Here is a 25361-nt window from a genome sequence, read left to right on the forward strand (position 1 = left end):
TCCAGCTAGGCTGCGAACCGCCATGCTGAACATCTTCGCTCGCGCGTCCGTCTCGCGCGTCACCGATCCGATCGGGGCGTGGCTGCTGGCGCGTGGCCTCACACCCAACGTCGTCACCGTCGTCGGCACCGTGGGCGCCGTCGCGAGCGCGCTGTGGTTCATCCCCCGCGGGCAGCTGTTCCTCGGCAGCGCGCTGGTCGCGTTCTTCGTGCTGCTCGACCTGATCGACGGCGCGATGGCCCGCGCGGCCGGCCCGACGAAGTTCGGCGCGGTCCTCGACGCCACCTGCGACCGCATCGCCGACGGCGCCCTGTTCGCGGCGCTCACCTGGTACGCGCTCGACTCCGGCGCCCGCTGGACGGCGGCCGCCGGGTTCGTCTGCCTGGTCGCCGCGCAGGTCATCTCGTACGTGAAGGCGCGGGCGGAGGCCACCGGGCTCTCCGCCGACGGCGGCATCGCCGAGCGGGCGGAGCGGTTCATCGTGGCCCTCGTCGGCGCCGGTGTGCAGGGCCTGGGCGTGCCACACCTGCTGGACGTGGCGTTGTGGCTGCTCGCGGTCATGACGGTCGCGACGGTGGTGCAGCGCGTCCTCGCCGTGTCGAGGTCAGCGCGGGAGGCAGCGTGAACCTCGCGACGCTCGGGTACACCGCCGGCTGGCAGCTGATCCGGCTGCTGCCGGAGCCGTGGGCGCGCGGCCTGTTCCAGGCGGGCGCCGACCACGCGGCCCGCCGGGGCGGCGCGAGCGTGCAGCAGCTGCGCAAGAACCTGAGCCGGGTCGTCCCGCGGGCGGGCGACGAGGAGCTCGACGAGCTCGTGCGGGAGTCGCTGCGGTCGTACGCGCGCTACTGGCGCGAGGCGTTCCGCCTGCCGACGATGGACCACCGCGCGGTGGCCGAGAAGTGCGACCAGCTGATCTCCGGCACGGAAAACCTGGACGCGGCACTGCGCGAGGGCACCGGCGCCGTGGTGGCGTTGCCGCACAGCGGGAACTGGGACATGGCCGGTGTCTGGCTCGTCGCCCACTCCGGCACGTTCACCACCGTCGCCGAGCGGCTGAAGCCCGAGTCGCTGTACCGCCGGTTCGTGGAGTACCGCGAGACCCTGGGCTTCGAGGTGCTGCCGCTGACCGGCGGCGACCGCCCGCCCACGGCCGTGCTGACCGAACGCCTGCGCGCCAACAAGGTCGTGTGCCTGCTCGGCGACCGCGACCTGACCTCCTCCGGCGTGCCCGTGACGTTCTTCGGCGAGCAGACCCTGATGCCCGCGGGCCCCGCGCACCTGGCCGCCACCACCGGCGCCGCCCTGCTGCCGGTCGGCTGCTGGAACACCGAGGACGGCTGGCAGTTCCGCATCCACCCGCCGATCAAGGTGAGCACCGTCCCCGCCGCCACCCAGGCCCTCGCGGACGTCTTCGCCGCCGACATCGCCGCGCACCCCACCGACTGGCACATGCTCCAGAAGCTCTGGCTCGCGGACCTGCCGGAGAGCCGCCGCGCCGCGCTGGCCCGCCGGCACGTCCGGTGAGACCACGGGATCCCGCCCAGGTGGAGGTCGTGCCCCGGTGAAGATCGGAATCGTCTGCCCGTACTCGTTGGACGTGCCCGGCGGAGTGCAGGCCCACGTCGTCGACCTGGCCCGCGCCCTGATCGGCCTGGGCCACGAGGTGAACGTCCTCGCCCCCGCCGACGACGACCAGTCGCTGCCCCCGTTCGTCACCTCCGCGGGCCGCGCCGTCGGCATCCCCTACAACGGCTCCGTCGCACGCCTGTCGTTCGGCCCGGTGTCCTACGCGCGCGTGCGCCGCTGGATCGACGAGCACTCCTTCGACGTCCTGCACCTGCACGAGCCGACGGCCCCGTCCCTGTCGTTCCTGGCACTGGTGGTCGCCGACGGCCCGATCGTCGCCACCTTCCACACCTCCACCCCGCGCTCGAAGATGCTGGCCGCGTTCCAGGGCGTGCTGCAGCCGTTCCTGGAGAAGGTCACCGCCCGCATCGCCGTCTCCGCACTGGCCCGCCGCGTCCAGGTCGAACACCTCGGCGGCGACGCCGTGGAGATCCCGAACGGCGTCGACGTCGACTTCTTCGCCTCCGCCTCCACTTTGGACGGCTACCCGCGCCCCGGCGGCACCATCGGCTTCGTCGGCCGCTACGACGAACCCCGCAAGGGCATGCCGATCCTCTGGGAGGCCTTCGGCCTGATCGCCGACGAGTTCCCCGACCTCCGCCTGCTCGTCGTCGGCCGCGGCGAACACGAGCTCACCGGCCCCCTCGCCGCCCGCGTCGACCTGCTCGGCCAGGTCAGCGACGAGGACAAGGCCCGCATGCTGCGCAGCATCGACGTCTACGTCGCCCCGAACACCGGCGGCGAGTCCTTCGGCATCATCCTCACCGAAGCCATGTCGGCGGGCACCGCGGTCGTCGCCTCCGACCTCGACGCCTTCCGCCGAGTCCTCGACGACGGCAAGGCCGGCGCGCTGTTCCCGGTCGGCGACGCCGCGGCCCTGGCCGACGCCCTCCGCTCCGTCCTGCGCGACACCGCGCTGCGCGCCGAGTACGTGGCCGCCGCCTCCGACCGCGTGCAGACCTTCGACTGGTCCGTGGTCGCCAGCCAGGTCCTGCGCGTGTACGAGACCGCCATCGCCGCCGACCCGCGCCGGGTGGCCGAGGCATGACCCGCGCCGACCGCTGCCCGCTCGCGGTGCCGGGTGCCCGCGTGGTCGCGGTTCCGGCCGCCGCGGCTCCGGCCGCCGCGGTTCCGGGTGTCACTGCTTGGGCTGCCACTGCTCGGGCTGCCGCTGTTCGGGCTGCCGCGGTTCCGGCTGCTACGGCTCGGGTGGCGTCCGTGGTCCCGGCCATGGCGGGTGCCGCGTCCGCCGGTGCACACGGCCGCCGTCCCGCTCTCGGCCACCGCCTCTGCCGTCGTACCGCGGCTGCGTTGGCCGCGCTTTCGACCGCTGCGCCGAGCCCCCGCCTCTGCCGTCGCACAGCGGGTGCGATGGCTGTGCTCCCGACCGCTGCGCCGAGCCTCCGCCGCGACGGCACCGGCCGCGCGGTCGCGGACCCCACCACCCAGGTGAGCGCCTCATGACCACCGTCGCCGTCGCCATCGCCATCGCACTGGTGCTGGCCGCCTGGATCCTGGCGATCGCCAACCGCCTCGACCGCCTCCACGTCCGCACCGATGCCGCCTGGGCCGCCCTCGACGCCGCCTTGGCCCGCCGCGCCGTCGTGACGCGTGCCCTGCTCGACCCCTCGCTGTCCGCCGCGGCCTCCCGTGCCGAGGCCGCCTCACGTGCCGACCGCGAGATGGCCGAGAACGAGCTGTCCGGACTCCTGGGTGCGCTCGACCGTTCGTCCCTCCCTCCTGCCGCGCTCGCTGAACTGGCTGACGCCGAGGAACGCGTCGTGCTCGCCCGCCGGGTCCACAACGACGCCGTCCGCGACACGCTGCTGCAGCGCCGCCGGCGCATCGTCCGCTGGCTGCGTCTGGCCGGCACCGCACCGCAGCCGTCCTACTTCGAGATCGCCGAACCCACCGCGCCCTCCGACGCGGTGATGCTGACGCCGCGCCCGTCCGCCCGCATCGTGCTCACCGACCCCGCCGGCCGCGTGCTGCTCTTCCAGGGCTTCGACCCCGCCCGGCCCCAGGAGCTCTTCTGGTTCACGGTCGGCGGTGGCGTCGAGAAGGACGAGGAGCTGCGCGACACGGCACTGCGCGAGGCGTTCGAGGAGACCGGCCTGCGGCTCGCCGCCGACGACCTGGTCGGGCCGGTGTGGCGGCGGCGCGCGGTGTTCAGCTTCGCCGGGCAGACGTTCGACGCCGAGGAGTGGTTCTTCTACACCTCCGTTCCTGAGTTCACCGTGGACCTGTCCGGGTTCAACGACGTCGAGGAGACCAGCATCTCCGCGTTCCGCTGGTGGACTGCGGAGGAGCTGGCCGCCACTGAGGACACCGTCTACCCGGTGCAGCTGGCGGAGCTGCTGCCCGCGCTCGCGGCGGGCGAGTGGGACGGCCAGACCCGCACGATCCGCTGACCGCTTGGCCGTGCCAGGCGCTGGGCGGCGGCGTCGGCCAATGCCTCCGCAGCCGGACGTAGGGCGAGCGTCGCTGCTGCGGAGGGCGTCTGCCCGGTCCGTCGGGCGGAGCTGTTCCGCGCGCCGCGGCGGGCGAGCGGAACACCAAACCCGCACGATCCGCTGACGGCTCGGCTGTGCCTGGGGCTCGGCGGCAACGGCACCTGGCGATCCGCGGCGGTGGCGTCGAACAAGGCCTTCGTGGCCCAGCGCGGGACGAGCGTGGCCGCCACGGACGGCCGTTTGCCCGGCACAGCTGGCGGGTGCTGCCCGCGCTCGCGGTGGGCGAGCGGAACACCAGGTCCGCACTATCCGCCAAGAGTCTGGCGCTCCGCGGCAACGGTGTCGGGCAAGAACCCCGTCGCGTCGCCGCAAGCGAGCGGGACCGCCAGACCCGCGCGGGCCCGCTGGCGGCCTAGCGGTCCGCGCCGACAGCGTCGGGTAAGGCCTCCGTGGCCTGCCGCAGGACGAGCATGTCAGCCACGAAGCACGCCACCTCGCCGTCCGCCGACCGGCCGATCCACACCGGGTACGTGCCGTCGCCCCAGCCCGAGTGGTAGGCGACCAGGGTGGCGCCCGACGCCGGCTCGGTCAGCACCGCCGTCGTCGGGCCCATCGGGGTCATCAGCAGGTCCTCGGCCTCCTGCGACTCCTCGATCAGCTCGGCCAGCGCGGTGCACGCCGCTGCGTCCGTGAAACAGCCCACGCCGCCGTCGACGCCGAACCCGTAGAACTCGCCCTCGCCGAGCACCACCACGTCCTGGCCCCCCTTGAGCGCCGACTCCCACGACACGACCGGCGCCGGGGACACCACCAGCCTGGCCGCCGCGACACGGGTGTGGTCCGGCTGGTCCGCGAACCGCACCACCGACAGCTCGACCGGGTAGTCGCCCGGCGCGACCGCGGTCGAGAACGGCTGGCTCGTGCCGAGGTACGAGGGGTCAGCCGCGACCACCTGACCGCTCGGCATCCGGACCGTGCCACCGGCCACCAGCTCGACCACCACGGTCTCGTCCCTGCGCGGCAGCGTCCAGCGCGTCCCCGCCCGGAACGCGCCGTCGATCCCCAGCGGACGCAGCGGTGCCGAGGGCTGCCACGGCGGATCGGCCGGCTCCTGCTCCGCGACGTCCACCGGCACCAGCTCCAGCTCCACGTCATCGGCCGAGGACAGCCCGGCCCAGTCGGAGAACGCGGGCACCTCCCCGTAGCACCCGCTGACGTCCTCCTGCTGCCAGTCGCTCCGCGAACCGCCGCGCTTGCCGTTCGGGCGCTCCACCCGCTTCACGTCGCCGTCGGGGGAGTAGGTGACCTGGGCGAACCCGCAGCCGTCGTCGAACTCGGGCTGCTCGTCGTCCCAGTAGGTCCACTCGCGACCGCGCAGCAGGAACAGCCGCCCGTCGAGCACCCGGTACTCGTGCATCCGCCGGCGTCTGCCCCGCGGGTCGAGGAACCACCACCGTGCGAAGTGGACGCCCCACGCGATCTCGGCCACGACGGTGACACGGCCCGTTTCCGGCTCCACCAAGCAGAACGCGTACTGCTCACCGGCGCGGTCGCGCTCCCGTGCGACCGCCACCGGCAACCGGCCCGAGACCTCCCTCCGGTCGGGGTCCCAGCCCTCGCAGTACACGACTTCCAGCGTTGTGGTCATGGGGGCAACGGTAGCGGCGGGGTCTGACAGTTCTGGATCGCCGCAGGTCAGCTCACACCGCTGGGATCACCGACGACCCGTAGGCGTCGCGCGTCTTGTCCTTCTCGTCGTGCATCAGGTACAGCGCGAAGTTGTCGACCCCGATCTCCTTCAGCTCCTGCAACCGTTCCACGTGCGCCGACTCCGGTCCCACGAGGCAGAACCGGTCCACGATCGCGTCCGGCACGAAGTCCGTGGACCGGTTGCCCGCCTTGCCGTGGTGGGAGTAGTCGTAGCCCTCGCGGTCCTTGATGTAGTCGGTCAGCGCCTTCGGCACCGCGCCCGAGTCCCCGTACCGCGCGACGAGGTCCGCGACGTGGTTGCCGACCATCCCGCCGAACCACCGCAGCTGGTCCCGCTGGTGCGCCAGGTCCGTCCCGACGTACGCGGGGGCCGCCACGCACATCGTGATGGCGGACGAGTCCCTGCCCGCCGCGACCGCCGCCTCGCGCACCGAGCCGATCGTCCAGCGGGCGATGTCCGGGTCCGCGGTCTGCAGGATGAACCCGTCGGCCTGCTCACCGACCATCTTCAGCGCGCGCGGACCGTAGGCGGCCATCCACACTTCGAGCTTTCCGTTGCGCACCCACGGGATCTGCACCGCCGTGCCGTGGTGTTCCACGGAACGGCCCTCGGCCAGTTCCTTGATCACGTGCATCGCGGAGCCCAGGGTGGCCAGCGAGGAGGGCTTCTGGCCGATCACGCGGCGGGCCGAGTCGCCGCGGCCGATGCCGCAGACCGTGCGGTTGCCGAACATGTCGTTCAAGGTCGCGAACAACGACGCCGTCACCGACCAGTCGCGGGTGGACGGGTTGGTGACCATCGGGCCGACGACGAGGTCGCGGGTGGCGGCCAGGACCTGCGAGTAGATGACGAACGGCTCCTGCCACAGCACGCAGGAGTCGAACGTCCAGCCGTAGCGGAAACCGCAGTCCTCGGCCGCGCGGAGGCCCTCCACCACGTCCCGTGCCGGCGGGTCGGTCTGCAGCACTACACCGAAGTCCACGACGGACTCCTCTCAGACGAGGTACTGGTTGAGGTCACGCGACACGAAGCGGCCGTGGCCCGTCGAACCGCGGTAGGCGCCGTCCGAAACCACCTTGCGGCCGCGGGAGAACACCGTGTCCACGCGGCCGGTGACCTCGAAGCCCTCGTAGGCCGAGTAGTCCACGGCCATGTGGTGGGTCTCCGCGGAGATCGTCTGCGTGGCCGACGGGTCGTAGACCACCACGTCCGCGTCGGCTCCCGGTGCGATCACGCCCTTGCGCGGGTACATGCCGAACATGCGCGCCGGCGTCGTCGACACGATCTCCACCCAGCGCTCGCGGGTGATCTCGCCCTTCACCACGCCCTGGTGCAGCAGGTCGACGCGGTGCTCGACGCCGGGCATGCCGTTGGGGATCTTGGAGAAGTCGCCGACGCCCAGCTGCTTCTGGTCCTTGAAGCAGAACGGGCAGTGGTCGGTGCTCACGACGGACAGGTCGTTCGTCCGCAGGCCCCGCCACAGCGACGACTGGTGCTCCTTGGGGCGCAACGGCGGCGACGCCACGTACTTCGCACCTTCGAAACCGGGCCGGGCCATGTCCTCCAGCGACAGGTACAGGTACTGCGGGCACGTCTCGGCGAACACGTTCTGGCCGGTGTCCCGCGCGGCCGTGACGGCGTCCAGCGCCTGCGCGGCCGACAGGTGCACGACGTACAACGGAGCACCGGTGACACGGGCCAGCTGGATGGCACGCGACGTGGCCTCGCCCTCCAGCTCCGGCGGGCGGGTCAGGCCGTGCTGCACCGGGTCGCCCAGGCCGTTCGCCAGCGCCTGCGCGACGAGCTGGTCGATCGCGATGCCGTTCTCCGCGTGCATCATGATCGTGGCACCGGTCTCGCGGGCCTTCTGCATGGCGCGCAGGATCTCGCCGTCGGTGGCGTAGAAGACACCGGGGTAGGCCATGAACATCTTGAAGCTGTTCACGCCCTGAGCGATGCAGGACTCCACCTCCTTGAGCGACTGGTCGTTCACGTCGGAGATGATCATGTGGAAGCCGTAGTCGACCGCGCAGTTGCCGTCGGCCTTGGCATGCCACCTGTCCAGTGTGGACAGCAACGAGGAACCCTTGGGCTGCACGGCGAAGTCGACGATCGTGGTGGTGCCGCCCCACGCCGCCGCGGTCGTGCCGGTCTCGAACGTGTCGGCGGACTGCGTGCCGCCGAACGGCATCTCCATGTGCGTGTGCACGTCGATGCCGCCGGGGATCACGTACTTCCCGGCCGCGTCGACCACCTCGTCCGCCTGGACGGGGAAACCGGGCGTCACGAGGGCGGCGATGTGCTCGCCGTCGATCAGCACGTCCGCGGCGTGCGAACCGGTCGCGTTGATCACCAGGCCGTTCTTGACCAGGACGCTCACGGCGTCACCAGGCCCTCGTAGGTGTCCGGGCGGCGGTCGCGGTAGAACGCCCACGTGTCGCGGACCTCGGTGAGCAGGTCGAGGTCGAGGTCGCGCACCACGAGCTCCTCCTCGGTGTCCGAAGCGGCCTCGCCGACGAGCTGCCCGCGCGGCGAGACGAAGTACGTCTGGCCGTAGAACTCGTTGTCGCCCAGCGGTTCCACGCCGACCCGGTTGATGGCGCCGACGAAGTACTCGTTCGCCACGGCCGCGGCGGGCTGCTCCAGCCTCCACAGGTACTCCGACAGCGACCGCGACGTCGCCGACGGGTTGAACACGATCTTCGCGCCAGCGAGGCCGAGCGCGCGCCAGCCCTCGGGGAAGTGGCGCTCGTAGCAGATGTAGACGCCGATGCGGCCCACGACGGTGTCGAACACCGGGTACCCGAGGTTGCCCGGCTTGAAGTAGAACTTCTCCCAGAAGCCCTTGACCTGCGGGATGTGGTTCTTGCGGTACTTTCCGAGGTAGGTGCCGTCGGCGTCGATCACCGCGGCGGTGTTGTAGTACACGCCCGGCTGCTCCACCTCGTACATCGGCACGATCAGCACGATGTTGTTCTGCGCGGCGACCTCCTTCATCAGCTCCGTCGTGGGGCCGTCCGGGATCTCCTCGGTGTAGGAGTAGAAGTCCGCGTCCTGCACCTGGCAGAAGTACGGGCCGTAGAAGAGCTCCTGGAGACACAGGACCTGTGCGCCCTGCGATGCGGCGGTGCGGATGTGCTCGACCGCGTTCGCGATCATCGACTCCTTGTCGCCCGTCCACTTCTGCTGGACGAGCGCCGCCCGGATGACGTTGCTCACCTGGTCGTCTCCTTCGCCTTGGTGTCCTTGAGTGCGAGGAAAACCAGGAAGCCGGCGGCGAAGCCGACGACCCAGTTGTAGTCGTAGAGCGGCTTGAGGAACGGGATGAGCCCGTCCGCGGGGAACGGCCCGCCGTGGGCGCCGCCGACCGCGAGCACGCCGCCGGCCAGCGTCGCCACCACGGCCCGCCAGTTCCAGCCGCCGTTGAACCAGTACGCGCCGCGCCCGTCGAGGTAGAGGTCCTCCAGGTGCAACCGGGTCTTCTTGATCACCCAGTACCCGGCCACGAACACGCCGGCCACGCTCGCCAGCAGGCCGCCGTAGAACCCGAGCCACGCGAAGATGTAGATGCTCGGGTCGGAGATCAGCCGCCACGGCTGGATCAGGATGCCGACCACACCGGTGATCAGGCCGCCGACCGCGAACGTGATGCGCCGCGGGAACGCGTTCGAGAAGTCGTAGGAGGGGCTGACCACGTTCGCCGCGAGGTTCGCCGAGATCGTCGCGAGCACCAGCGAGATCAGCGCGACCAGCACCAGCGGCGTGCTGTCGAACCGGGACGCGAGATCCGCCGGGTCCCAGATCGCCTCGCCGTAGAGCGCCTGCGCGCCCGACGTCGTGAGGATGGCGACGATCGCGATGAACGACATCGTGGTCGGCAGCCCGAGGACCTGCCCGGTCACCTGCTTGCGCTGGCTGCCGCCGAACCGGGTGAAGTCCGGCATGTTGAGGCTGAGCGTCGACCAGAACGCGATCATGCCCATCAGCGCGGGGAAGAACACCTTCCAGAAGTCCGGTCCCCAGCCGAGCTTGCTGCCGGTCTGCAGGATCGGCCCGAACCCGCCCGCCTTGACCAGCACGTACCCCAGCAGGACCAGGAAGCCGACGCTCACCAGCGGCGCCGTCCAGTTCTCGAACCGCCGGATCGCCTCCATGCCGCGCCAGATCACCAGCATCTGCACGACCCAGAAACCGAGGAAGCACAACCACAGCGTCCACGGCTGACCGCCCACTTCGGACGCTCCCGTCCACCCCTCGCCGGCCAGCCGGCCGATGATGACGTGCAGCGCCTTGCCGCCCACCCACGTCTGGATGCCGAACCACGCGCACGCGATGAACGCCCGCAGCAACGCCACCAGGTTCGCGCCGCGGATGCCGTAGAAGGCCCGCGCGAACACCGGGAACGGGATGCCGTACTTCGTGCCCGCGTGGCTGTTCAGCAGCATCGGGACCAGCACGACCAGGTTGCCGAGCGTGATCGTGAGGAACGCCTGCACCCAGTCCATCCCCAGCGCGATCAGGCTCGCGGCGAGCGTGTAGCTCGGGATGTTGTGCGCCATGCCCATCCACAGCGCGAAGAAGTTGTACGTCGACCACGTCCGCTGCTCGACCGGCACGGGCGCGAGCTCGGGGTTGTAGAACCTGCTGTCCTGGATGGGACGCACATCGCTGAGCTCGACGCGGCCATCGGGTGTGACCTGGGGCGATGAGGCCTCAACTGCCATCGTTCAACCCCCTGTTACGCTGCTGAAACAACGCGAACGCGGTCGGTTCCATCCCGGAATCCTGGGTCCACCGCTGTATGCGTGGCAGTGTCAGAGTGTCCACGCTTCGCATGATCGGCGCACATTGTGTGCGTTGCGTGGAAGACTCGTCCCATGGGGATCTCGCGCCGCGCGCTGCTGCTCGGGGGAGCCGGCGCGCTCGGAGCCGCCGGAGTGGCCGGTGCCCTGACCCCGCGCGGCCGCCGCCTGCTGGGCTGGACCGGACCTGACGGCGTGGTGCCCGAGGTGGCGCCGGTTTCCGTGACACCGGCGCCGTGGGGTGCGTGGATGGGCAGCGGTGACGGTCCGGTGGTGCTCGTGCTGCACGGCCGTGGCGGCAGCGTGCGGTGGTGGGAGCAGGTGGGCCTGCCCGAGTTCCTCGCCGCCTCCGGTCTCCGCCTGCGCCTCGCCGTCCTCAACGGCGCCGACGACTACTGGGTCGGCCTGACGCCACCGGTGCCGTTCGACGCCGCGCTGGGCATCTCGATGGGCGGCTTCGGCGTGCTCGGCATCGCGACCAGGCAGCCGTTGCGCGCGGTGGCGGCGATCAGCCCGGCCGTCTTCCCCACCTGGCAGGACGCCGAACGCATCCACGGCTTCGCCTCACGCGAGGCGTGGGAGGCGAACGAGCCGCTGCTGCGCGCCACGTCGATCGACTCGCCCGTCGGCATCTGGTGCGGGCAGGAGGACCCGTTCCACGACGCGGCCGCGGACCTGGCGCGCAAGGCGCGGGCGCAGGTGGGGTCGTTCGAGCACGGCGCGCACGACGTGCACTACTGGCGGCGGGTGCTGCCGGAGGCGCTGCGGTTCATCGGCGACCGCCTCGGTGGGAGTGCACCGCCCTGACCCGCACGACGGCCGTGCCCGCCTTCCGGTCGTGCCACGTCCGCGTGCCCCGCAGGTCCAGGCTCTCCACCGCCGATAACGCCAGCAGCGTCACCCCGCTGACCAGCACCAGCGGCCCCAGCCACCCCGCCTGCCCGGTGCCGAGGTGCTCACCGGCCACGACCCACGGCTGCTGCCACCCCAGCCCCGCCATGAACGCCGGCTCGCGCCACCCGAGGCCGGTCAGGACGAGCGCGACCCCCGCACCCGGCAACGCCGTCGTGATCAGCGCGCGGGCCAGCACCTTCTTGTTCCGGAAGCCCGTGGCGGGACCGACGACGCGCAGACCGGTCAGGGCCTTGCCGAGGGTGTTGAGGCGCAGCAGGGCGGCGTCGTAGACAGCGGCGACGGCCACCACGGCCACCGGTTCGTGCACCAGCGGCCAGGTCACGACCAGCACGAGGAGCCAGTCGAGAAGGCGGGCCGTGAGCCGACGAGCGAGCATGACTCACGCTAAGCGCCTGCAACGGGCCATAAGGTGCCAGTTCAAGGCCACTTAGCCGCAGCCCGCCTCCGCCGGATGCGCCGCGGTGAGCTCCAGACCGCATGCTCAGCGCGCGAACTCGGCCACCCACCGCCCGTCCGCGCGCCGGATCGACCGCGCACTCAGCCCGTCCGTCGCGAACGCCTCGACCTCGGCCGGCGTCAACGGCCACGGTGGGCCGTCCGGCTCCGGGCCCTCGTCCCGCGCCACGGCCAGCACCAGCAGCGTCGACCCCACGAGCGAGGCGACGCGTCCGGTGGCCCGCGCGTGCAGCGCCACCGGCAGCGCCTGCACGGTCATGTTCTCCACGACCAGGTCGAACGCGCGGTGCCACGCGGCCGGCGGAGCGAGCAGGTCGGCCACCTCGTAGGAGACCTTCGTCTGCGGGAACCGCGCGCGGGTCGTGGCGATGGCACTGGGGGAGATGTCGAACGCGGTCACGTCGAAGCCGAGTGCGGCCAGGTACTCGGAGTCGCGGCCGTAGCCGCAGCCCACGACCAGCGCGGTGCGGCCGCTGCCGTCGATGCCGTCGGCCCACTCGACCAGGTGCGGTTGCGGGGTGTTCTTGTCCCAGGGGACGGCGGCCGTGCCGGCGTCGGCCTCCACGTACAGGTCCTCGAACCACCCGGTGGGGTTGGCGGCGGCCAAGCGGCGGGTGTCGTCGTCAGCGGACATGACACCTTTCTACCGGGTACTTGCAGACGCCAGCGAAGCCAGGAGCGGGAGCTCGGGGCGGCGAAGGCGCAACAGCTGGCAACCTGCTCAGCGTGCCGCGCGGGCCTGTGCCAGGTAGTCGAGCAGCCCGTCGTCCGCGGGCCACCCGAGCTGCGCGCTGGTCGCCGCCCGGTTCTCCGCCCACGACCGCTGCGCCGCCGCCTTGACCGCCGGGTCGTCGCCGGTGAACCGCGCGCCCAGCGCGTCCCACTGCCGGGACAGCTCGACGACGCGGGGGTCGGTCGCGGGGGTGCCGTCGGCCAGGTGGTCGCGCAGCCGGGAGACCAGGTCGAGCCACGAGGCCTTCAGCGCCTCCACGGCCTCGCCGCCCATCTCGACGGCACGGGAACGCAGGTCCGACAGCTGGTCTGCGGTGAAGTAGCTCTCGTACACGGACATCAGCTCCAAAGTGGACAGAAGGGACTCCGGTGAGTCCTCGGTGAGCAGGCCGGCGATCCGCGAGCGCAATGCCTCCACCTGCCGCGCCCGGGCCGTCAGGGCCGCCAGCTGCGCCTCGAAGAGCGGGCGCAGCGAGTCCGAAGAGGACAGTGCGGACCGCACCTCCTCCAGGGAGAGACCGAGCTGGCGCAGTGATCTCACCTGATAGAGGCGGCGGACGTCGGCGGGTGTGTACCGACGGTGACCGGACGGCGTGCGCTCCGAGGCGACGACCAGGGCGATCTCGTCGTAGTGGTGAAGGGTGCGGACGGTCAGGCCACTTGCTCTGGCCAGGTCACCGATGCTCCAGCGGGTCACATGACGACGGTAGGACCTCCCGTGGGGTGAGGTTCAACCCCCGGATCACACGATCGAGCGCCTAAACATCCGAACCGGAACAGCCGATGAAATCGAAGATCGGTCCCCAAACCCAGATTGAGGAAAACTGTGTCTCGTTCCGGACTCCTCCGTGCCGCCGCCCTCCTCGCCGCCGGTGCGGCCCCGCTGCTCGCGGGTACGGCCAACGCGGCCGAGGCCCCCGTGCTCGACGGTGGTGTGCCCGACGTCGGCGCGGACCAGCTGATCTCCGACGCCAAGCGGCACGTCGACATCCTCGAGGTGGACAAGGCCGTCAAGCTGCCGACCGTGAGCGCGCCGGTGGGCGAGAAGACGGCGACGCTGGCCCTTCCGCGGGAGCGCAGCGCCGCGAACCCGGTCGCGCCCGAGCTGGGTTCGCTGCCCGGCACCCCGAGCGCGGAGACGCTGCTCGCCGGTTCGCAGTTCGGCGGCCTGCAGACCCCGCAGCTGTCGGACCTGCCCACCAACACCGTGCTGTCCGGCATCCTGCCGACGATCAACGGCTGAGCAGCGCCCGAAGCGGACGGGCCCGTGCCGGAGTCGTCACGGGCCCGTTTCGTGCACCAGCAGCGCCACGTGGAGCGACAGCACCGACTCCGGGTCCTCCAGCGAGACCCCGAGCACCTGTTCGATCCGGGCCAGCTGCTGGTAGTAGGCGGTGCGGGAGAGGTGGGCCGCCGCGGCGGCCGCCGACTTGTTGCCGCCGTTCTCGCACAGGCACCGCAGCAGCTCCACCAAACGTGAGCCCTGCGCCGCGTCGCGGGCGAGCAACGGGCCCAGCTCGCGGTCCGCGAACGCGCGCACCCGTTCGTCCTCGCGCAGCAGGTGCAGCAGACCGCGCAACCGCACGTCGTCCAGCCGGTGGTACAGCTGGGTTCCCGGCGCCCGCAACGCCGCACCGGCCACGTGTGCTGCCTCGCCCAGCGAGCGGCGAACGTCCGTTGTGGACGACACGGTCGTGCCCACGGCGATCACCACCGCGCCCGCCGCCGTCCGGTGGACCTCGCGTGCGACCTTGCGCAGCACACCTTCCACCCCGACGGTCACGGGCACCGACAGCAGGGCCCGCACGGACGTGTCGTCCACGACGCCGACCAGTGCCGCGACCGTCACCCGCCGCCCCGCCAGCGCCGTGGCCTCGGCGAGGTCGCGCAGGACCTCCTGCGTCGCAAGCGTTTGCCCGTGCCCGCCGGACACCGGCCGGACCGCCACGCCGATCAGCTGCCGGCGTTCCAGCGGCACCCCCAGCGCCGCCGCCCGCGCGCCCAGGTCGGGTGCGGCGGGGGACTGGCCCAGCAGCTGCGCCAGCAACGTCCGGTGCGTCTGGCGTTCCAGCGACTCCCGGTCGCGTGCCACCAGGCGGTGCACGGCCAGCGCGGACGCCGCCCGCTCGGCCACCACGACGTGCCGGTGCGGGGGCGGTTCCGGTGACACCAGCACCAGCCGGCCCCAGTCCGCGCCGCGCGCGCCGACGATCGTCACGAGCCAGCCGGAGGCCTCGTGGTAGGCCGTCCGCTCGGCCACCGCCACCGCGCGCGAGCGCGCCGCCCAGTCGTCCAGCAGCAGCACCGGGTCGTGCCCGGCCGCGTCGTAGGCCAGCACGTCGTGGCCGAGCGTCTCCAGCACGACCGCGAGCCCCGACGTGCGCGCCACCTCGCGCAGCACCTCGGACGGCTCGGCACCCGCGACCGTCAGCGCCGTGAACGTCTCGTGCACCTGCTCCGCGGCCCGCAGCTCGGCCAGCTGGGCGTCCACGATCAACGCCACCACCGCCTCCGTCACGGCCACGTACCGCGTCTCGGCGGCGAGGGTGACCAGCGGCAACCCGTGCTGCTCCGCCGCGGTGACCAGGGCGGCGGGCACGTCGTCGCGCCACCGCCGCCCCAGCTCCACGACCAGGCCCGCGCACCCCACCGCCGCCAGCTCCCCGACGTAGCGGGCGAGGCCCGAGTCGGGCAGCATCACGCCGGTCGTCAGCACCAGCTCACCGCCGCGCAGCAACGGCGCGATGTCCGCGATCTCCGCCACGTGCACCCAGCGGACCCGCCGCGACAACCCCGCCGACCCGGCCACCAGGCGCGGCTTTCCCTGCCGGATCACCGGGAGGGCGACGACTTCGGCGACCGTCGGGTACATGGACACAACGTAATGCCAACCAGCCGATCCGGGTACAGGTTGTGCATGGCGGCGGACCCGTCACCCCAGCAGACTCGCGAGCAGGTGGAGACCCCTGGAGGACGTGATGGCCCACAAGGAGCTGCTGGCACGACACCGCGCGGTGATGCCGAAGTGGCTGGCCCTCTACTACGACGAGCCCATCGAGATCGCGAGCGCCGACGGGCGGCGGGTGACCGACAGCGAGGGCACGACCTACCTCGACTTCTTCGCGGGCATCCTGACCAACGCCATCGGCTACGACGTGGCCGAGATCAGCGACGCGATCCGCTCACAGCTCGACACCGGCGTGCTGCACAGCTCCACGCTCTACCTGATCAGGTCGCAGGTCGAGCTGGCGGAGAAGGTCGCGGAGCTGAGCGGCATCCCGGACGCCAAGGTGTTCTTCACGAACTCCGGCACCGAGGCCAACGAGACGGCGCTCATGCTCGCCACGCAGGCCCGCCGCAGCGAGCAGGTCCTGGCGCTGCGCAACAGCTACCACGGCCGCGCGTTCGCCACGACCGCGATCACCGGCAACCGCGGCTGGTCGGCCTCCGCGTTGTCGCCGATCAAGGTCAGCTGGGTGCACGGCGGCTACCGCTACCGCAGCCCGTTCAGGTCGCTGTCCGACGCCGACTACGTCAAGGCCTGCGTCGACGACCTGCGCGAGGTCATCGAGACCACCACGTCCGGTGACGTCGCGTGCATGATCGCCGAGCCGATCCAGGGCGTCGGCGGGTTCACCTCCCCGCCCGACGGCCTGTTCCGCGCGTTCAAGGACGTGCTGGACGAGTACGGGATCCTCTTCGTCTCCGACGAGGTGCAGACCGGCTGGGGCCGCACCGGCGAGCACTTCTGGGGCATCCAGGCGCACGACGTCGTGCCGGACGCGATGACGTTCGCCAAGGGTCTCGGCAACGGCCTCGCGATCGGCGGCGTGGTCGCCCGCGGCGACCTGATGGACACCATCACCGCCAACTCGATCTCCACCTTCGGCGGCAACCCGGTCTCCACCGCCGGCGCGCTGGCGACGCTGAACTACCTGCTCGACCACGACCTGCAGGCCAACGCGGCCAAGCTCGGCTCCCGGCTGATCGGCGGCCTGCGCGAGCTCGCGGAGCGGCACCCGGTGATCGGCGACGTGCGCGGCAAGGGCCTGATGGTCGGCGTCGAGCTGGTCGGTCCCGAGGGCGAGCCCAACCCCGGTGCGGCCACGACCGTGCTGAACGAGACCAGGGCGCTGGGCCTGCTCGTCGGCAAGGGCGGCCTCTACGGCAACGTCATCCGCCTCGCCCCGCCGATGACCCTCACCGAGGACGAGCTGGACGAGGCGCTGGGCATCCTCGCGCAGGCGGTGGCGCGCGCATGACCGGGCCCGGGATGATCAGGCACTGGATCGGCGGCAAGAGCTGGGCCGAGACGCCGGAGCGCACCGGTGACGTCTACGACCCGGCCACCGGCAAGGTCGCGAACCAGGTCGCGTTCGCGTCGGTGTCCGAAGTGGACGCAGCGGTCGACACGGCCGCGAAAGCGTTTGCGCAGTGGCGCAACGCGTCGCTGGCGCAGCGTTCGACGGTGATGTTCAAGTTCCGCGAGCTGCTCAACGCGCGCAAGGGCGAGCTGGCCGTGCTCGTCAGCTCCGAGCACGGCAAGGTGGTGTCCGACGCGGGCGGCGAGGTCCAGCGCGCCCTGGAGTCCGTCGAGTACGCATGCGGCATCCCCACGTTGCTGCGGGGCGGTTTCAGCGAGAACGCCTCCACGAAGGTCGACGTCTACTCGATCCAGCAGCCGGTGGGCGTGGTCGGCGTGATCTCGCCGTTCAACTTCCCCGCGATGGTGCCGCTGTGGTTCGTGCCCACCGCAATCGCTTGCGGCAACACGGTGGTGCTCAAACCGTCCGAAAAGGACCCGAGTGCCTCGGTGTTCATCGCCGAGCTGTTCGCCGAGGCGGGCTTGCCCGACGGCGTGCTGAACGTCGTGCACGGCGACAAGGTGGCCGTTGATCGGCTGCTGGAACACCCGGTGGTCAGGGCGATCTCGTTCGTCGGCTCCACGCCGATCGCGAAGTACGTCTACGAGACCGGCACCGCGCACGGCAAGCGGGTGCAGGCGCTGGGCGGGGCCAAGAACCACATGGTGGTGCTGCCCGACGCCGACCTCGACCTGGCCGCCGACGCCGCGGTCTCGGCGGGCTTCGGCTCGGCGGGGGAGCGCTGCATGGCCGTCTCGGTGGTCGTGGCGGTCGGCCCGGTCGGCGACGAGCTGGTCGAGAAGATCAAGTCCAGGATCGCCGACGTCCAGGTCGGCTCCGGGCCGTCGTGCGAGATGGGACCGCTGGTCACCGGCGCCCACCGGGACAAGGTGACGTCCTACCTGGACGCCGGGGTCGAGGCGGGCGCGGTGCTCGCGGTCGACGGCCGCGACCACCCGATCGACGGCGACGCGAGCGGTTTCTGGCTCGGCCCGACCCTGTTCGACCACGTCGGCACGGACATGTCGGTCTACACCGACGAGATCTTCGGCCCGGTGCTGTCCGTCGTGCGCACCTCGACCTACGAGGAGGCGCTGGAGCTGGTGAACGCCAACCGGTACGGCAACGGCACCGCCATCTTCACCAACGACGGTGGCGCCGCGCGCCGGTTCCAGAACGAGGTGGAGGTCGGCATGGTCGGCGTGAACGTGCCGATCCCCGTGCCGGTCGCCTACTACTCCTTCGGCGGCTGGAAGGAGTCGCTGTTCGGGGACGCGCACGCCTACGGACCGCACGGCGTGCACTTCTTCACCCGCTCCAAGGTGGTCACCTCGCGCTGGCTGGACCCGTCGCACGGCGGGGTCAACCTCGGGTTCCCGCAGAACACCTAGCCCGGCGGGAAGCCGCGGGACGCAGCGGCGTCGGCGGAGGCGGGTCTCGTGCAGACGGCCCGCCTCGGCTGCGCTCCCGACCTGCGCGTCGGGCTCGCGGGCGACCGGGCCTACCGGCTCGTGCGCGCCGCCAGTGCCTCGGGGACCGGGTCGTAGCGGGAGAACCGGCGGGTGAACGTGCCGGTGCCCGAGGTCAGCGCGCGCAGCTCGACGGCGTAGCGCAGCAGCTCGCTCGACGGCACCTCCGCGCGGATCACCGTGCGGCCACCTTCGCCCGCCTCGGTGCCGAGCACCCGCCCGCGCCGCCCGGACAGGTCGCCCAGCACCGTGCCGAGGTGTTCGTCGGGCAAGCGGATCGCGAGCTCGTCCATCGGTTCGAGCAGCTGCGTGCGCCCGGTGGCGGCGGCCTCCTTCAACGCCAGCGCACCGGCGGTCTGGAACGCCGCGTCCGACGAGTCGACCGAGTGCGCCTTGCCGTCGACGAGGGTCACCCGGACGTCCACCACCGGCGTGCCGTCGTGCAGGCCCTTCTCCAGCTGCGCGCGCACGCCCTTCTCGACGGAGGGGATGAACTGGTGGGGGACCGCACCGCCGATGATCTTGTCGACGAACTCGAAGCCGGAGCCGCGCGGCAGCGGCTCGACGACGATGTCGCACACCGCGTACTGGCCGTGCCCCCCGGACTGCTTGACGTGCCGGCCGTGGCCCTTCGCCGGTCCCGCGAAGGTCTCCCGCAGCGGCACGCGCACCGGCTCGGTGTCGATCTCCGCGCCGCCCGCCCGCAGCCGTGCCAGCACGACGTCCGCGTGCGCCTCGCCCATGCACCACAGCACCAGCTGGTGCGTCTCGGCGTTGCGGTCCAGCCGCAGCGTGGGGTCGCCGGCGACGAGGCGGTTGAGGTTGCGCGCCAGGTTGTCCTCGTCGCTGCGGGTACGCGGCACGACGGCAACGGGCAGCAACGGTTCCGGCATGTCCCACGGCGCCATGAGCAGCGGCTGCTCGGGCGCGGACACGGTGTCACCGGTCTCGGCGGTGGTCAGCTTGGTCAACGCGCACATGTCACCCGCCACGCAGTACGGCACCTCGCGCAGGTTCGACCCCAGCGGCGAGTAGATGTGCGCGACGCGTTCGTCGGTGTCGTGGTCCTCGTGCCCGCGGTCGGCCATGCCGTGCCCGGAGACGTGCACCGGCCGTTCGGGCCGCAGCGTGCCCGAGAAGACGCGGACCAGCGACACGCGGCCGACGTAGGAGTCCACGGCGGTGCGGACCACCTCGGCGACGAGTGGCCCGTCCGGGTCGGCGGCCATGCGGGGCTGCGGGATGCCGTCGACGGAGGTCACGTCGGGCACCGCGTGCTCCAGCGGTGACGGGAACGCCCGCGCGATGCCGTCGAGCAGCTCGGTCAGGCCCAGGCCGGTCGCGGCGCACACGGGCATCACGGGGTGGAACGACCCGCGCGAGACGGCGGTCTCCAGGTCGGCGATCAGCGTGTCCTGGTCGATGTCCTCCCCGGCCAGGTACCGGTCCATGAGGGTCTCGTCCTCGCTCTCGGCGATGATCCCCTCGATCAGCGCGGCCCGTTCCTCCGGGTAGTCGCCGCCCTGGGTCAGGAGGCCGACGAGCCGGTCGCCCTCCTGCACGTACAACGGCACCACGCCCGCGCCGAACGCCGCCTGGCACGCGAGCACCTCGGTGGTGAGATCGGCGCGATGGTGGTCCGTGCGCGTGACGACGACCGCACGCGGCATGCCCACCGACGCGCACTCTTCCCACAACGCCACCGTTGCCGCATCCACCCCCTCGAAGGCGTTGACGACGAAAAGGGCCGCGTCCGCGGCCCGCAGTCCTGCCCTGAGCTCCCCCACGAAGTCGACGTAGCCGGGGGTGTCGATCAGGTTGATCTTGATGTCCCCGTGCCGGACCGGTGCCACCGCGAGGCCGACCGACCGCTGTTGCCGCACCGCCGCCGGGTCGTGGTCGCAGACCGTCGTCCCCTCCGTGACCGATCCCGCGCGGCTGACCACGCCGGTGGCGGCGAGCAGGGCCTCGGTGAGCGTCGTCTTGCCAGAGCCGGACGGGCCGACGAGCACGACGTTGCGGACCTTGGCCGGGTCGTCCACAGCGACCGCGCCTGCCGAGGTGGTGTTGTCGGAGCCCTTGCTTCCCATGGCGACCTCCGTCAAGTCGTAGTGTCCGATCTCACACCCGTTCACCGGTGGTCACAAGCCCGGAAACCCGACCGGGTGCCGCCCGGTGCGCGAACACAGTTCACAGCGGCGGTGGAGTGAGCAGCGTCACCACCTGCGGTTGGCCGGAAAGTGGCCTTCTGTTTCGTGGCTCCAGTGGCTTGGGTCAGGGGGCCACGTCGGACGTAGCCTCTGGGGACCGACTTCCCCTCGTGAAAGGGTCCCCAGGGTGAGCACTGACCAGGTCACGGGCACTGCCCGCGTCAAGCGCGGCATGGCCGAGATGCTCAAGGGCGGCGTCATCATGGACGTGGTCGACGCCACCCAGGCGAAGATCGCGGAGGACGCCGGCGCCGTCGCCGTCATGGCGCTCGAACGCGTGCCCGCGGACATCCGCGCGCAGGGCGGCGTGGCCAGGATGAGCGACCCCGACCTGATCGACGGCATCATCAACGCCGTCTCGATCCCGGTGATGGCCAAGGCCCGCATCGGCCACTTCGTCGAGGCGCAGGTGCTCGCGTCGCTCGGTGTCGACTACATCGACGAGTCCGAGGTGCTCACGCCGGCCGACTACGCCAACCACATCGACAAGTGGGCGTTCACCGTCCCCTTCGTGTGCGGTGCGACAAACCTGGGCGAGGCGCTGCGCCGCATCACCGAGGGCGCGGCGATGATCCGCTCCAAGGGCGAGGCCGGCACGGGCGACGTCTCGAACGCCACCACGCACATGCGCAAGATCCGCCAGGAGATCCGCCGCCTGCAGAACCTGCCGGAGGACGAGCTGTACGTGGCCGCCAAGGAGCTCCAGGCGCCGTACGAGCTCGTGAAGGAGGTCGCGCAGAACGGCAAGCTGCCCGTGGTGCTGTTCACCGCCGGCGGCATCGCGACCCCGGCCGACGCCGCGATGATGATGCAGCTCGGCGCCGAGGGCGTGTTCGTCGGCTCCGGCATCTTCAAGTCCGGCAACCCGGCCCAGCGCGCCGAGGCCATCGTGAAGGCCACCACCTTCCACGACGACCCCGACGTCATCGCGAAGGTCTCGCGCGGCCTGGGCGAGGCCATGGTCGGCATCAACGTCGAGGACGTCCCGGAGCCGCACCGCCTGGCCGAGCGCGGCTGGTAACCGGTCCCGCGAGGAACGCCGAGGGGCCGCACCCACTCCGGGTGCGGCCCCTCCTCGCGTCCGTCAGCCCACCGGCCGCAACGAGCTCAACGCCTCCGGCAACGGGCCGTGGTGCAGCACGCCGAGCCGTTGCGTGGCACGGGTCAGCGCCACGTACAGCTCCGCCGCCCCGCGCGGGCCGTCCGCGAGGATCCGCTCCGGCTCCACCACGAGCACCGAGTCGAACTCCAGGCCCTTCGTCTCCGCGGCGGGCACCGTGCCGGGCACGCCGGGCGGGCCGATCACGACGCTCGTGCCCTCCAGGGCCGCCTCCGCCGCGACGAACTCCTCGATCGCCGCCGGCAGCTCCGCGGTGCTCACCTGGCGGGCCCACGGCTGGACACCGTTGGCGCGCACCGACTCCGGGGCCTGCACGTCGGGTGCGAACTCGGCGAGCACGCGGGCGGCGACGGCCATGATCTCGGCCGGGGTGCGGTAGTTGACCGTCAGCGAGCGGTAGACCCAGCGGTCCTTCACGTACGGGTCGAGCATGTCGCCCCACGTCACGGCACCGGCGGCGGTGCGGCGCTGGGCCAGGTCGCCGACGACGGTGAACGACCGGCCGGGGCAGCGCCGCATCAGCACCCGCCAGTCCATCTCGGACAGTTCCTGCGCCTCGTCGACGACGACGTGGCGGTAGGTCCAGTCGCGGTCGGCGGTGGCGCGTTCGGCGAGGGTGCGGGTGTCGTGCTCCACGAACCGGACGGCCAGGTCCTCCGCCCGCAGCAGGTCGGTGGCGAAGAGGTGGTCCTCGTCGTCCATGTGGTCCTGGCGGTTGGTCATGCTGTCCAGCACGGCCTCGGCGTAGGCGGTCTCGGCCTTGCGCTCCTCCAGCGCCGCCCGCTCGCGGGTCATCTCGGTGATCTTGTCGCGGCCCAGCAGGTCGTGCAGCTCGTCGAGCAGCGGCACGTCCGAGACCGTCCACGCGGCACCGTCGGCGCGCAGCAGCGCCGGGTCGCCGCCGGCCGCGGCCAGCAGGTCGGGTGAGGACAGCAGCGACGACAGCAGGGACTGCGGCGTCAGCACCGGCCACAGCTCGTCCACCGCGGCCAGGAACCGGTCGTCCTCCGCCAGGTCCTTCAGCAGGCCGGACCGCATGTCCTCCCAGCCCTGCTTGTCCTCGCGCGACAGCCAGCCCTTGCCGATGCGGGCGATCGCGCGCTCGGTCAGCACGTAGGTGACGATCTCCACGAACGTCGCGCGCGCCTCGTTGTGCGGCAGCCCGGTGTCGCGGGCCTCCTGGCGGGCCCACTCGGCGGTCTCGGCGTTGATGTGGACGGTGACGTCCTTCAGGCCGACGGGGATCGGCTCCTCCGGCAGGCGCTGGCGGCCGGCGATCGCGGCCGCGAGCACGTCGAGCATCTTCAGCGACCCCTTGAGCCGCGCGGCGTCCGCCGGGTCCTCCGCGGTGACCTTCAGGCCGGGCACGAAGTCGCCGGTGGTCATGAACACCACGTCGGACTCGCCCAGCGACGGCAGCACCCGCCCGATGTGGGTGAGGAACGCCGGGTTCGGGCCCACGACGAGCACGCCGTGGCGTTCCATCCGCTCCCGCTGCGTGTAGAGCAGGTACGCGACGCGGTGCAGCGCCACGACCGTCTTGCCGGTGCCGGGCCCGCCCTCGATCACCAGCACACCGGGGTGCTCGAGCCGGATGATCGCGTCCTGCTCGGCCTGGATCGTCGCCACGATGTCGCGCATGCCCTCGCCGCGCGGCGCGTTGACCGCCGCCAGCAGTGCCGCGTCCCCGCGCTCGCCGGCGTCGGGCCGGCCGAAGACCTCGTCGGTGAAGCCGACCAGCGCGCGCCGGTTCGTGTGGAACTGGCGCCGCCGCCGCATGCCCTCGGAGTTCGCGCCCGTGGCCGTGTAGAACGGCCGCGCGGACGGCGCCCGCCAGTCCAGCAGCACCGGCTCGAAGTCGCGCTCCTCGTCGAAGATGCCGATGCGGCCGATGTAGGACACCTCGCCGTCGAGGCTGTCGAGCCGCCCGAAGCACAGGCCGTCGTCGGCCACCTCCAGCCGCTTCATCTCCTTGTGCCGGGCGCGCACCTCTTGGTCGCGCTCCATGACGGTGCCGCCGGTGCCGCGCAACGCGCTGGTGAACGCCCCCTTCACGCGCGCACGGTCGGCATCCAGCCGTGCGTACAGATCAGCAACGTAGGCGCGCTCGGACTGCAGTTCTGCTTCGTACCCCTGGTTTGACACGTGTTCCCCAAGCGCCTGGTTGTGGCTTAGCGCGATGAGTTTGAGGGATGAACGGGGGCTTGTGGCAAGGGCCCCTGTCTGCTATATGGTTAAGTGGGCCGGGAGAAGCAGTAGGTCGTCCTGGTCTCCGGGTAGACCAGCGCCTGCCGGACGTCCGTCCCGCACGCGGCCCCGTCGGCGGTGTTCGCCAGCACCCTCACCCGCAAGCCCACCCCGGTGCACTCGACCGCCGCCAGGTCGGTCTTGAGCGTGAAGAACTCGTAGCACCGGCCGTCGGCGAACACCGGCACGAGGCACACGCCCAGCCGGCCGCTGTAGCGGTACCGCGCGTAGTTGTCCTTCTTCGAGCCGCTCGCCGCACCGCAGTCCTCGCCCTGGCGCTGCAGGCTGCCGACCACGTAGTTGTGGGCGCCCGCCGCGCAGTCGACCGGCGTGTAGGTCGAGTCGAGCATGCCGCCCGCCACCCGCGCACAGTCGCCGAGGCGCGGCTCGTTCACGTCCTGCGGCGGCGTCCACGGCGTCGTGCTCGTCGGCGCGGCTTGGGTCTCGGGTGCCGGTTTCGTTGCCACGTAGTAGAAGGCGACGCCCAGCACGACGACGAGCGCGGCACCGGCGACCAGTGCGGCGCGGGCGATCCTGGCCGAACGCCGCTCCGGCGCCAGGTCGGGTTCCTCGGGTGAGAAGCTCGCGAACGGATCAGACATGTGTCCCCCCAGACGGTTTCCGGGGCGGAGTGTAGTTCGCGGACCGCGCCGCCACGGCGCTGCCGGGCTACGCGGTGTGCTCCATCACCATCACGGCCGTCGTGCCCGGCTCCAGCGCCTTGCAGATGTGCGGCAGGTCTCCCGGGTACACGATGTAGTCGCCCGGCCCGAGCTCGACCGGGTCGCTGGCGAGGCCCGCGAGGCAGCGGCCGGTCGCCACGATCATGTGCTCGACGCTGCCCGGCACGTGCGGCTCCGACTCGCGGGCGCCGCCCGGTTCGAGCGCCAGCCAGTAGAGGTCGTGCTTGGTGCCGGGGCGGCAGGCGGCGAGCAGCGTCGCGGAGTAGTGGGCGCGCTCGGAGTGGATGACCGGCCCTTGGCCCGCGCGGATCACCTGGACGCGGGGGACGCCGGGTTCGACGAGCTGGCTGAACGGCACGCCCAGCGCGACGCCGAGCGCCCACAGGGTCTCCACGCTGGGGTTGCCGGCGCCGGACTCCAGCTGCGACAGCGTCGACTTCGCGATGCCCGCCTTCTTGGCCAGCTCGCTCAGGGACATGCCGCTGCGGTCGCGCTCCCGCCGGAGGTTGGCCGCGATGAGGTCGAGTGGTGCGTTCGACACAGAAGTCCATCCGTTCGTCTTGACGAACACCG

The 25361-nt window shown here is 71.7% G+C and carries 22 protein-coding genes; 9 read left to right on the forward strand and 13 right to left on the reverse strand.

What is annotated here, in order from left to right:
• Window positions 1–22 precede the first annotated feature (22 nt).
• From pgsA to ACZ7CF_RS28730, 4 genes are all read left to right on the forward strand, one after another.
• The gene (gene pgsA, locus ACZ7CF_RS28715; RefSeq protein ID WP_360391610.1) at window positions 23–625 is read left to right on the forward strand and encodes a phosphatidylinositol phosphate synthase; all 603 of its coding nucleotides are present in this window, start codon (window positions 23–25) and stop codon (window positions 623–625) included.
• Entirely contained in the window at window positions 622–1524 is a 903-nt protein-coding gene (locus tag ACZ7CF_RS28720; protein ID WP_470371020.1) for a phosphatidylinositol mannoside acyltransferase, read from the forward strand. Before pgsA ends, ACZ7CF_RS28720 begins: the two co-directional genes overlap by 4 nt.
• A gap of 37 nt (window positions 1525–1561) precedes the next feature.
• Entirely contained in the window at window positions 1562–2674 is a 1113-nt protein-coding gene (locus ACZ7CF_RS28725) for a glycosyltransferase family 4 protein (RefSeq protein ID WP_360391605.1), read from the forward strand.
• A gap of 412 nt (window positions 2675–3086) precedes the next feature.
• A complete protein-coding gene (locus ACZ7CF_RS28730) occupies window positions 3087–4037 on the forward strand; it encodes an NUDIX hydrolase (protein WP_470371021.1) in 951 nt (316 codons plus the stop codon).
• A gap of 454 nt (window positions 4038–4491) precedes the next feature.
• Here ACZ7CF_RS28730 and ACZ7CF_RS28735 read toward each other — a convergent pair whose 3' ends face one another.
• The 5 genes from ACZ7CF_RS28735 to ACZ7CF_RS28755 are packed head-to-tail and all read right to left on the reverse strand — an operon-like array spanning window position 4492 to window position 10514.
• Complete coding sequence (locus tag ACZ7CF_RS28735) at window positions 4492–5727, reverse strand: DUF4241 domain-containing protein (protein WP_470371022.1); 1236 nt, start codon at window positions 5725–5727, stop codon at window positions 4492–4494.
• Window positions 5728–5779: 52 nt separating this feature from the next.
• On the reverse strand, window positions 5780–6772 hold the full coding sequence (locus ACZ7CF_RS28740; protein ID WP_458431166.1) for a TIGR03842 family LLM class F420-dependent oxidoreductase: 993 nt from the start codon (window positions 6770–6772) through the stop codon (window positions 5780–5782).
• Window positions 6773–6784: 12 nt separating this feature from the next.
• Window positions 6785–8170, reverse strand: coding sequence for a dihydropyrimidinase (gene hydA / locus ACZ7CF_RS28745; protein WP_458431167.1), 1386 nt, complete (start codon window positions 8168–8170; stop codon window positions 6785–6787).
• The gene (locus ACZ7CF_RS28750; RefSeq protein ID WP_458431168.1) at window positions 8167–9009 is read right to left on the reverse strand and encodes a nitrilase-related carbon-nitrogen hydrolase; all 843 of its coding nucleotides are present in this window, start codon (window positions 9007–9009) and stop codon (window positions 8167–8169) included. The genes hydA and ACZ7CF_RS28750 overlap by 4 nt, the downstream gene beginning before the upstream one ends.
• The gene (locus ACZ7CF_RS28755; RefSeq protein ID WP_360391585.1) at window positions 9006–10514 is read right to left on the reverse strand and encodes an NCS1 family nucleobase:cation symporter-1; all 1509 of its coding nucleotides are present in this window, start codon (window positions 10512–10514) and stop codon (window positions 9006–9008) included. The genes ACZ7CF_RS28750 and ACZ7CF_RS28755 overlap by 4 nt, the downstream gene beginning before the upstream one ends.
• A gap of 153 nt (window positions 10515–10667) precedes the next feature.
• Here ACZ7CF_RS28755 and ACZ7CF_RS28760 point away from each other — a divergent pair, with 153 nt between their 5' ends.
• A complete protein-coding gene (locus ACZ7CF_RS28760; protein WP_360391582.1) occupies window positions 10668–11399 on the forward strand; it encodes an alpha/beta hydrolase-fold protein in 732 nt (243 codons plus the stop codon).
• Here ACZ7CF_RS28760 and ACZ7CF_RS28765 read toward each other — a convergent pair.
• The 3 genes from ACZ7CF_RS28765 to ACZ7CF_RS28775 form a co-directional block, all read right to left on the reverse strand.
• On the reverse strand, window positions 11362–11883 hold the full coding sequence (locus ACZ7CF_RS28765) for a hypothetical protein (RefSeq protein WP_470371023.1): 522 nt from the start codon (window positions 11881–11883) through the stop codon (window positions 11362–11364). The genes ACZ7CF_RS28760 and ACZ7CF_RS28765 overlap by 38 nt on opposite strands.
• Before the next feature lie 105 nt (window positions 11884–11988).
• Window positions 11989–12597, reverse strand: coding sequence for a class I SAM-dependent methyltransferase (locus ACZ7CF_RS28770; RefSeq protein ID WP_470371024.1), 609 nt, complete (start codon window positions 12595–12597; stop codon window positions 11989–11991).
• An 87-nt stretch (window positions 12598–12684) separates the two neighbouring features.
• Complete coding sequence (locus ACZ7CF_RS28775; protein WP_470371025.1) at window positions 12685–13392, reverse strand: MerR family transcriptional regulator; 708 nt, start codon at window positions 13390–13392, stop codon at window positions 12685–12687.
• Between the two features lie 129 nt (window positions 13393–13521).
• Here ACZ7CF_RS28775 and ACZ7CF_RS28780 point away from each other — a divergent pair, with 129 nt between their 5' ends.
• The gene (locus ACZ7CF_RS28780) at window positions 13522–13938 is read left to right on the forward strand and encodes a hypothetical protein (protein ID WP_360391569.1); all 417 of its coding nucleotides are present in this window, start codon (window positions 13522–13524) and stop codon (window positions 13936–13938) included.
• A 36-nt stretch (window positions 13939–13974) separates the two neighbouring features.
• On the opposite strand, the gene ACZ7CF_RS28785 is transcribed toward ACZ7CF_RS28780, so the two are convergent.
• Window positions 13975–15567 (reverse strand): PucR family transcriptional regulator, encoded by a 1593-nt coding sequence (locus ACZ7CF_RS28785; RefSeq protein WP_458431175.1) that lies wholly within the window; start codon window positions 15565–15567, stop codon window positions 13975–13977.
• A 106-nt stretch (window positions 15568–15673) separates the two neighbouring features.
• Here ACZ7CF_RS28785 and ACZ7CF_RS28790 point away from each other — a divergent pair, with 106 nt between their 5' ends.
• Window positions 15674–16957, forward strand: coding sequence for an aspartate aminotransferase family protein (locus tag ACZ7CF_RS28790; protein WP_360391563.1), 1284 nt, complete (start codon window positions 15674–15676; stop codon window positions 16955–16957).
• A complete protein-coding gene (locus tag ACZ7CF_RS28795; RefSeq protein WP_458431177.1) occupies window positions 16954–18450 on the forward strand; it encodes a CoA-acylating methylmalonate-semialdehyde dehydrogenase in 1497 nt (498 codons plus the stop codon). Before ACZ7CF_RS28790 ends, ACZ7CF_RS28795 begins: the two co-directional genes overlap by 4 nt.
• Window positions 18451–18560: 110 nt before the next feature.
• Here the strand turns inward: ACZ7CF_RS28795 and ACZ7CF_RS28800 are convergent, their stop codons facing one another.
• Window positions 18561–20618, reverse strand: coding sequence for an elongation factor G-like protein EF-G2 (locus ACZ7CF_RS28800; protein ID WP_470371026.1), 2058 nt, complete (start codon window positions 20616–20618; stop codon window positions 18561–18563).
• A gap of 247 nt (window positions 20619–20865) precedes the next feature.
• On the opposite strand from ACZ7CF_RS28800, the gene pdxS reads away from it, so the two are divergent.
• Window positions 20866–21759 carry a pyridoxal 5'-phosphate synthase lyase subunit PdxS gene (gene pdxS / locus ACZ7CF_RS28805; protein ID WP_179953702.1) on the forward strand — a complete coding sequence of 298 codons (894 nt, stop codon included), beginning with the start codon at window positions 20866–20868 and terminating at the stop codon, window positions 21757–21759.
• Window positions 21760–21822: 63 nt separating this feature from the next.
• Here the strand turns inward: pdxS and helR are convergent, their stop codons facing one another.
• From helR to ACZ7CF_RS28820, 3 genes are all read right to left on the reverse strand, one after another.
• A complete protein-coding gene (helR, locus tag ACZ7CF_RS28810) occupies window positions 21823–24003 on the reverse strand; it encodes an RNA polymerase recycling motor ATPase HelR (RefSeq protein WP_470371027.1) in 2181 nt (726 codons plus the stop codon).
• 89 nt (window positions 24004–24092) lie between these two features.
• Window positions 24093–24707 (reverse strand): LppU/SCO3897 family protein, encoded by a 615-nt coding sequence (locus tag ACZ7CF_RS28815; RefSeq protein ID WP_360391549.1) that lies wholly within the window; start codon window positions 24705–24707, stop codon window positions 24093–24095.
• A gap of 67 nt (window positions 24708–24774) precedes the next feature.
• The gene (locus ACZ7CF_RS28820) at window positions 24775–25329 is read right to left on the reverse strand and encodes a helix-turn-helix domain-containing protein (protein ID WP_360391546.1); all 555 of its coding nucleotides are present in this window, start codon (window positions 25327–25329) and stop codon (window positions 24775–24777) included.
• Between the last annotated feature and the right edge of the window lie 32 nt (window positions 25330–25361).

It is taken from the genome of Lentzea sp. NPDC036955 (assembly GCF_055608005.1).

Bases quoted from the DNA above. Each gene is read 5' to 3' on its own strand.
- ACZ7CF_RS28765 (WP_470371023.1), bottom strand. From the start codon at position 11,883: ATGCTCGCTCGTCGGCTCACGGCCCGCCTTCTCGACTGGCTCCTCGTG.
- ACZ7CF_RS28790 (WP_360391563.1), top strand. From the start codon at position 15,674: ATGGCCCACAAGGAGCTGCTGGCACGACACCGCGCGGTGATGCCGAAG.
- ACZ7CF_RS28795 (WP_458431177.1), top strand. From the start codon at position 16,954: ATGACCGGGCCCGGGATGATCAGGCACTGGATCGGCGGCAAGAGCTGG.
- ACZ7CF_RS28770 (WP_470371024.1), bottom strand. From the start codon at position 12,597: ATGTCCGCTGACGACGACACCCGCCGCTTGGCCGCCGCCAACCCCACC.
- pgsA (WP_360391610.1), top strand. From the start codon at position 23: ATGCTGAACATCTTCGCTCGCGCGTCCGTCTCGCGCGTCACCGATCCG.
- ACZ7CF_RS28760 (WP_360391582.1), top strand. From the start codon at position 10,668: ATGGGGATCTCGCGCCGCGCGCTGCTGCTCGGGGGAGCCGGCGCGCTC.
- ACZ7CF_RS28785 (WP_458431175.1), bottom strand. From the start codon at position 15,567: ATGTACCCGACGGTCGCCGAAGTCGTCGCCCTCCCGGTGATCCGGCAG.
- ACZ7CF_RS28730 (WP_470371021.1), top strand. From the start codon at position 3,087: ATGACCACCGTCGCCGTCGCCATCGCCATCGCACTGGTGCTGGCCGCC.
- ACZ7CF_RS28735 (WP_470371022.1), bottom strand. From the start codon at position 5,727: ATGACCACAACGCTGGAAGTCGTGTACTGCGAGGGCTGGGACCCCGAC.
- ACZ7CF_RS28755 (WP_360391585.1), bottom strand. From the start codon at position 10,514: ATGGCAGTTGAGGCCTCATCGCCCCAGGTCACACCCGATGGCCGCGTC.
- ACZ7CF_RS28815 (WP_360391549.1), bottom strand. From the start codon at position 24,707: ATGTCTGATCCGTTCGCGAGCTTCTCACCCGAGGAACCCGACCTGGCG.
- ACZ7CF_RS28800 (WP_470371026.1), bottom strand. From the start codon at position 20,618: ATGGGAAGCAAGGGCTCCGACAACACCACCTCGGCAGGCGCGGTCGCT.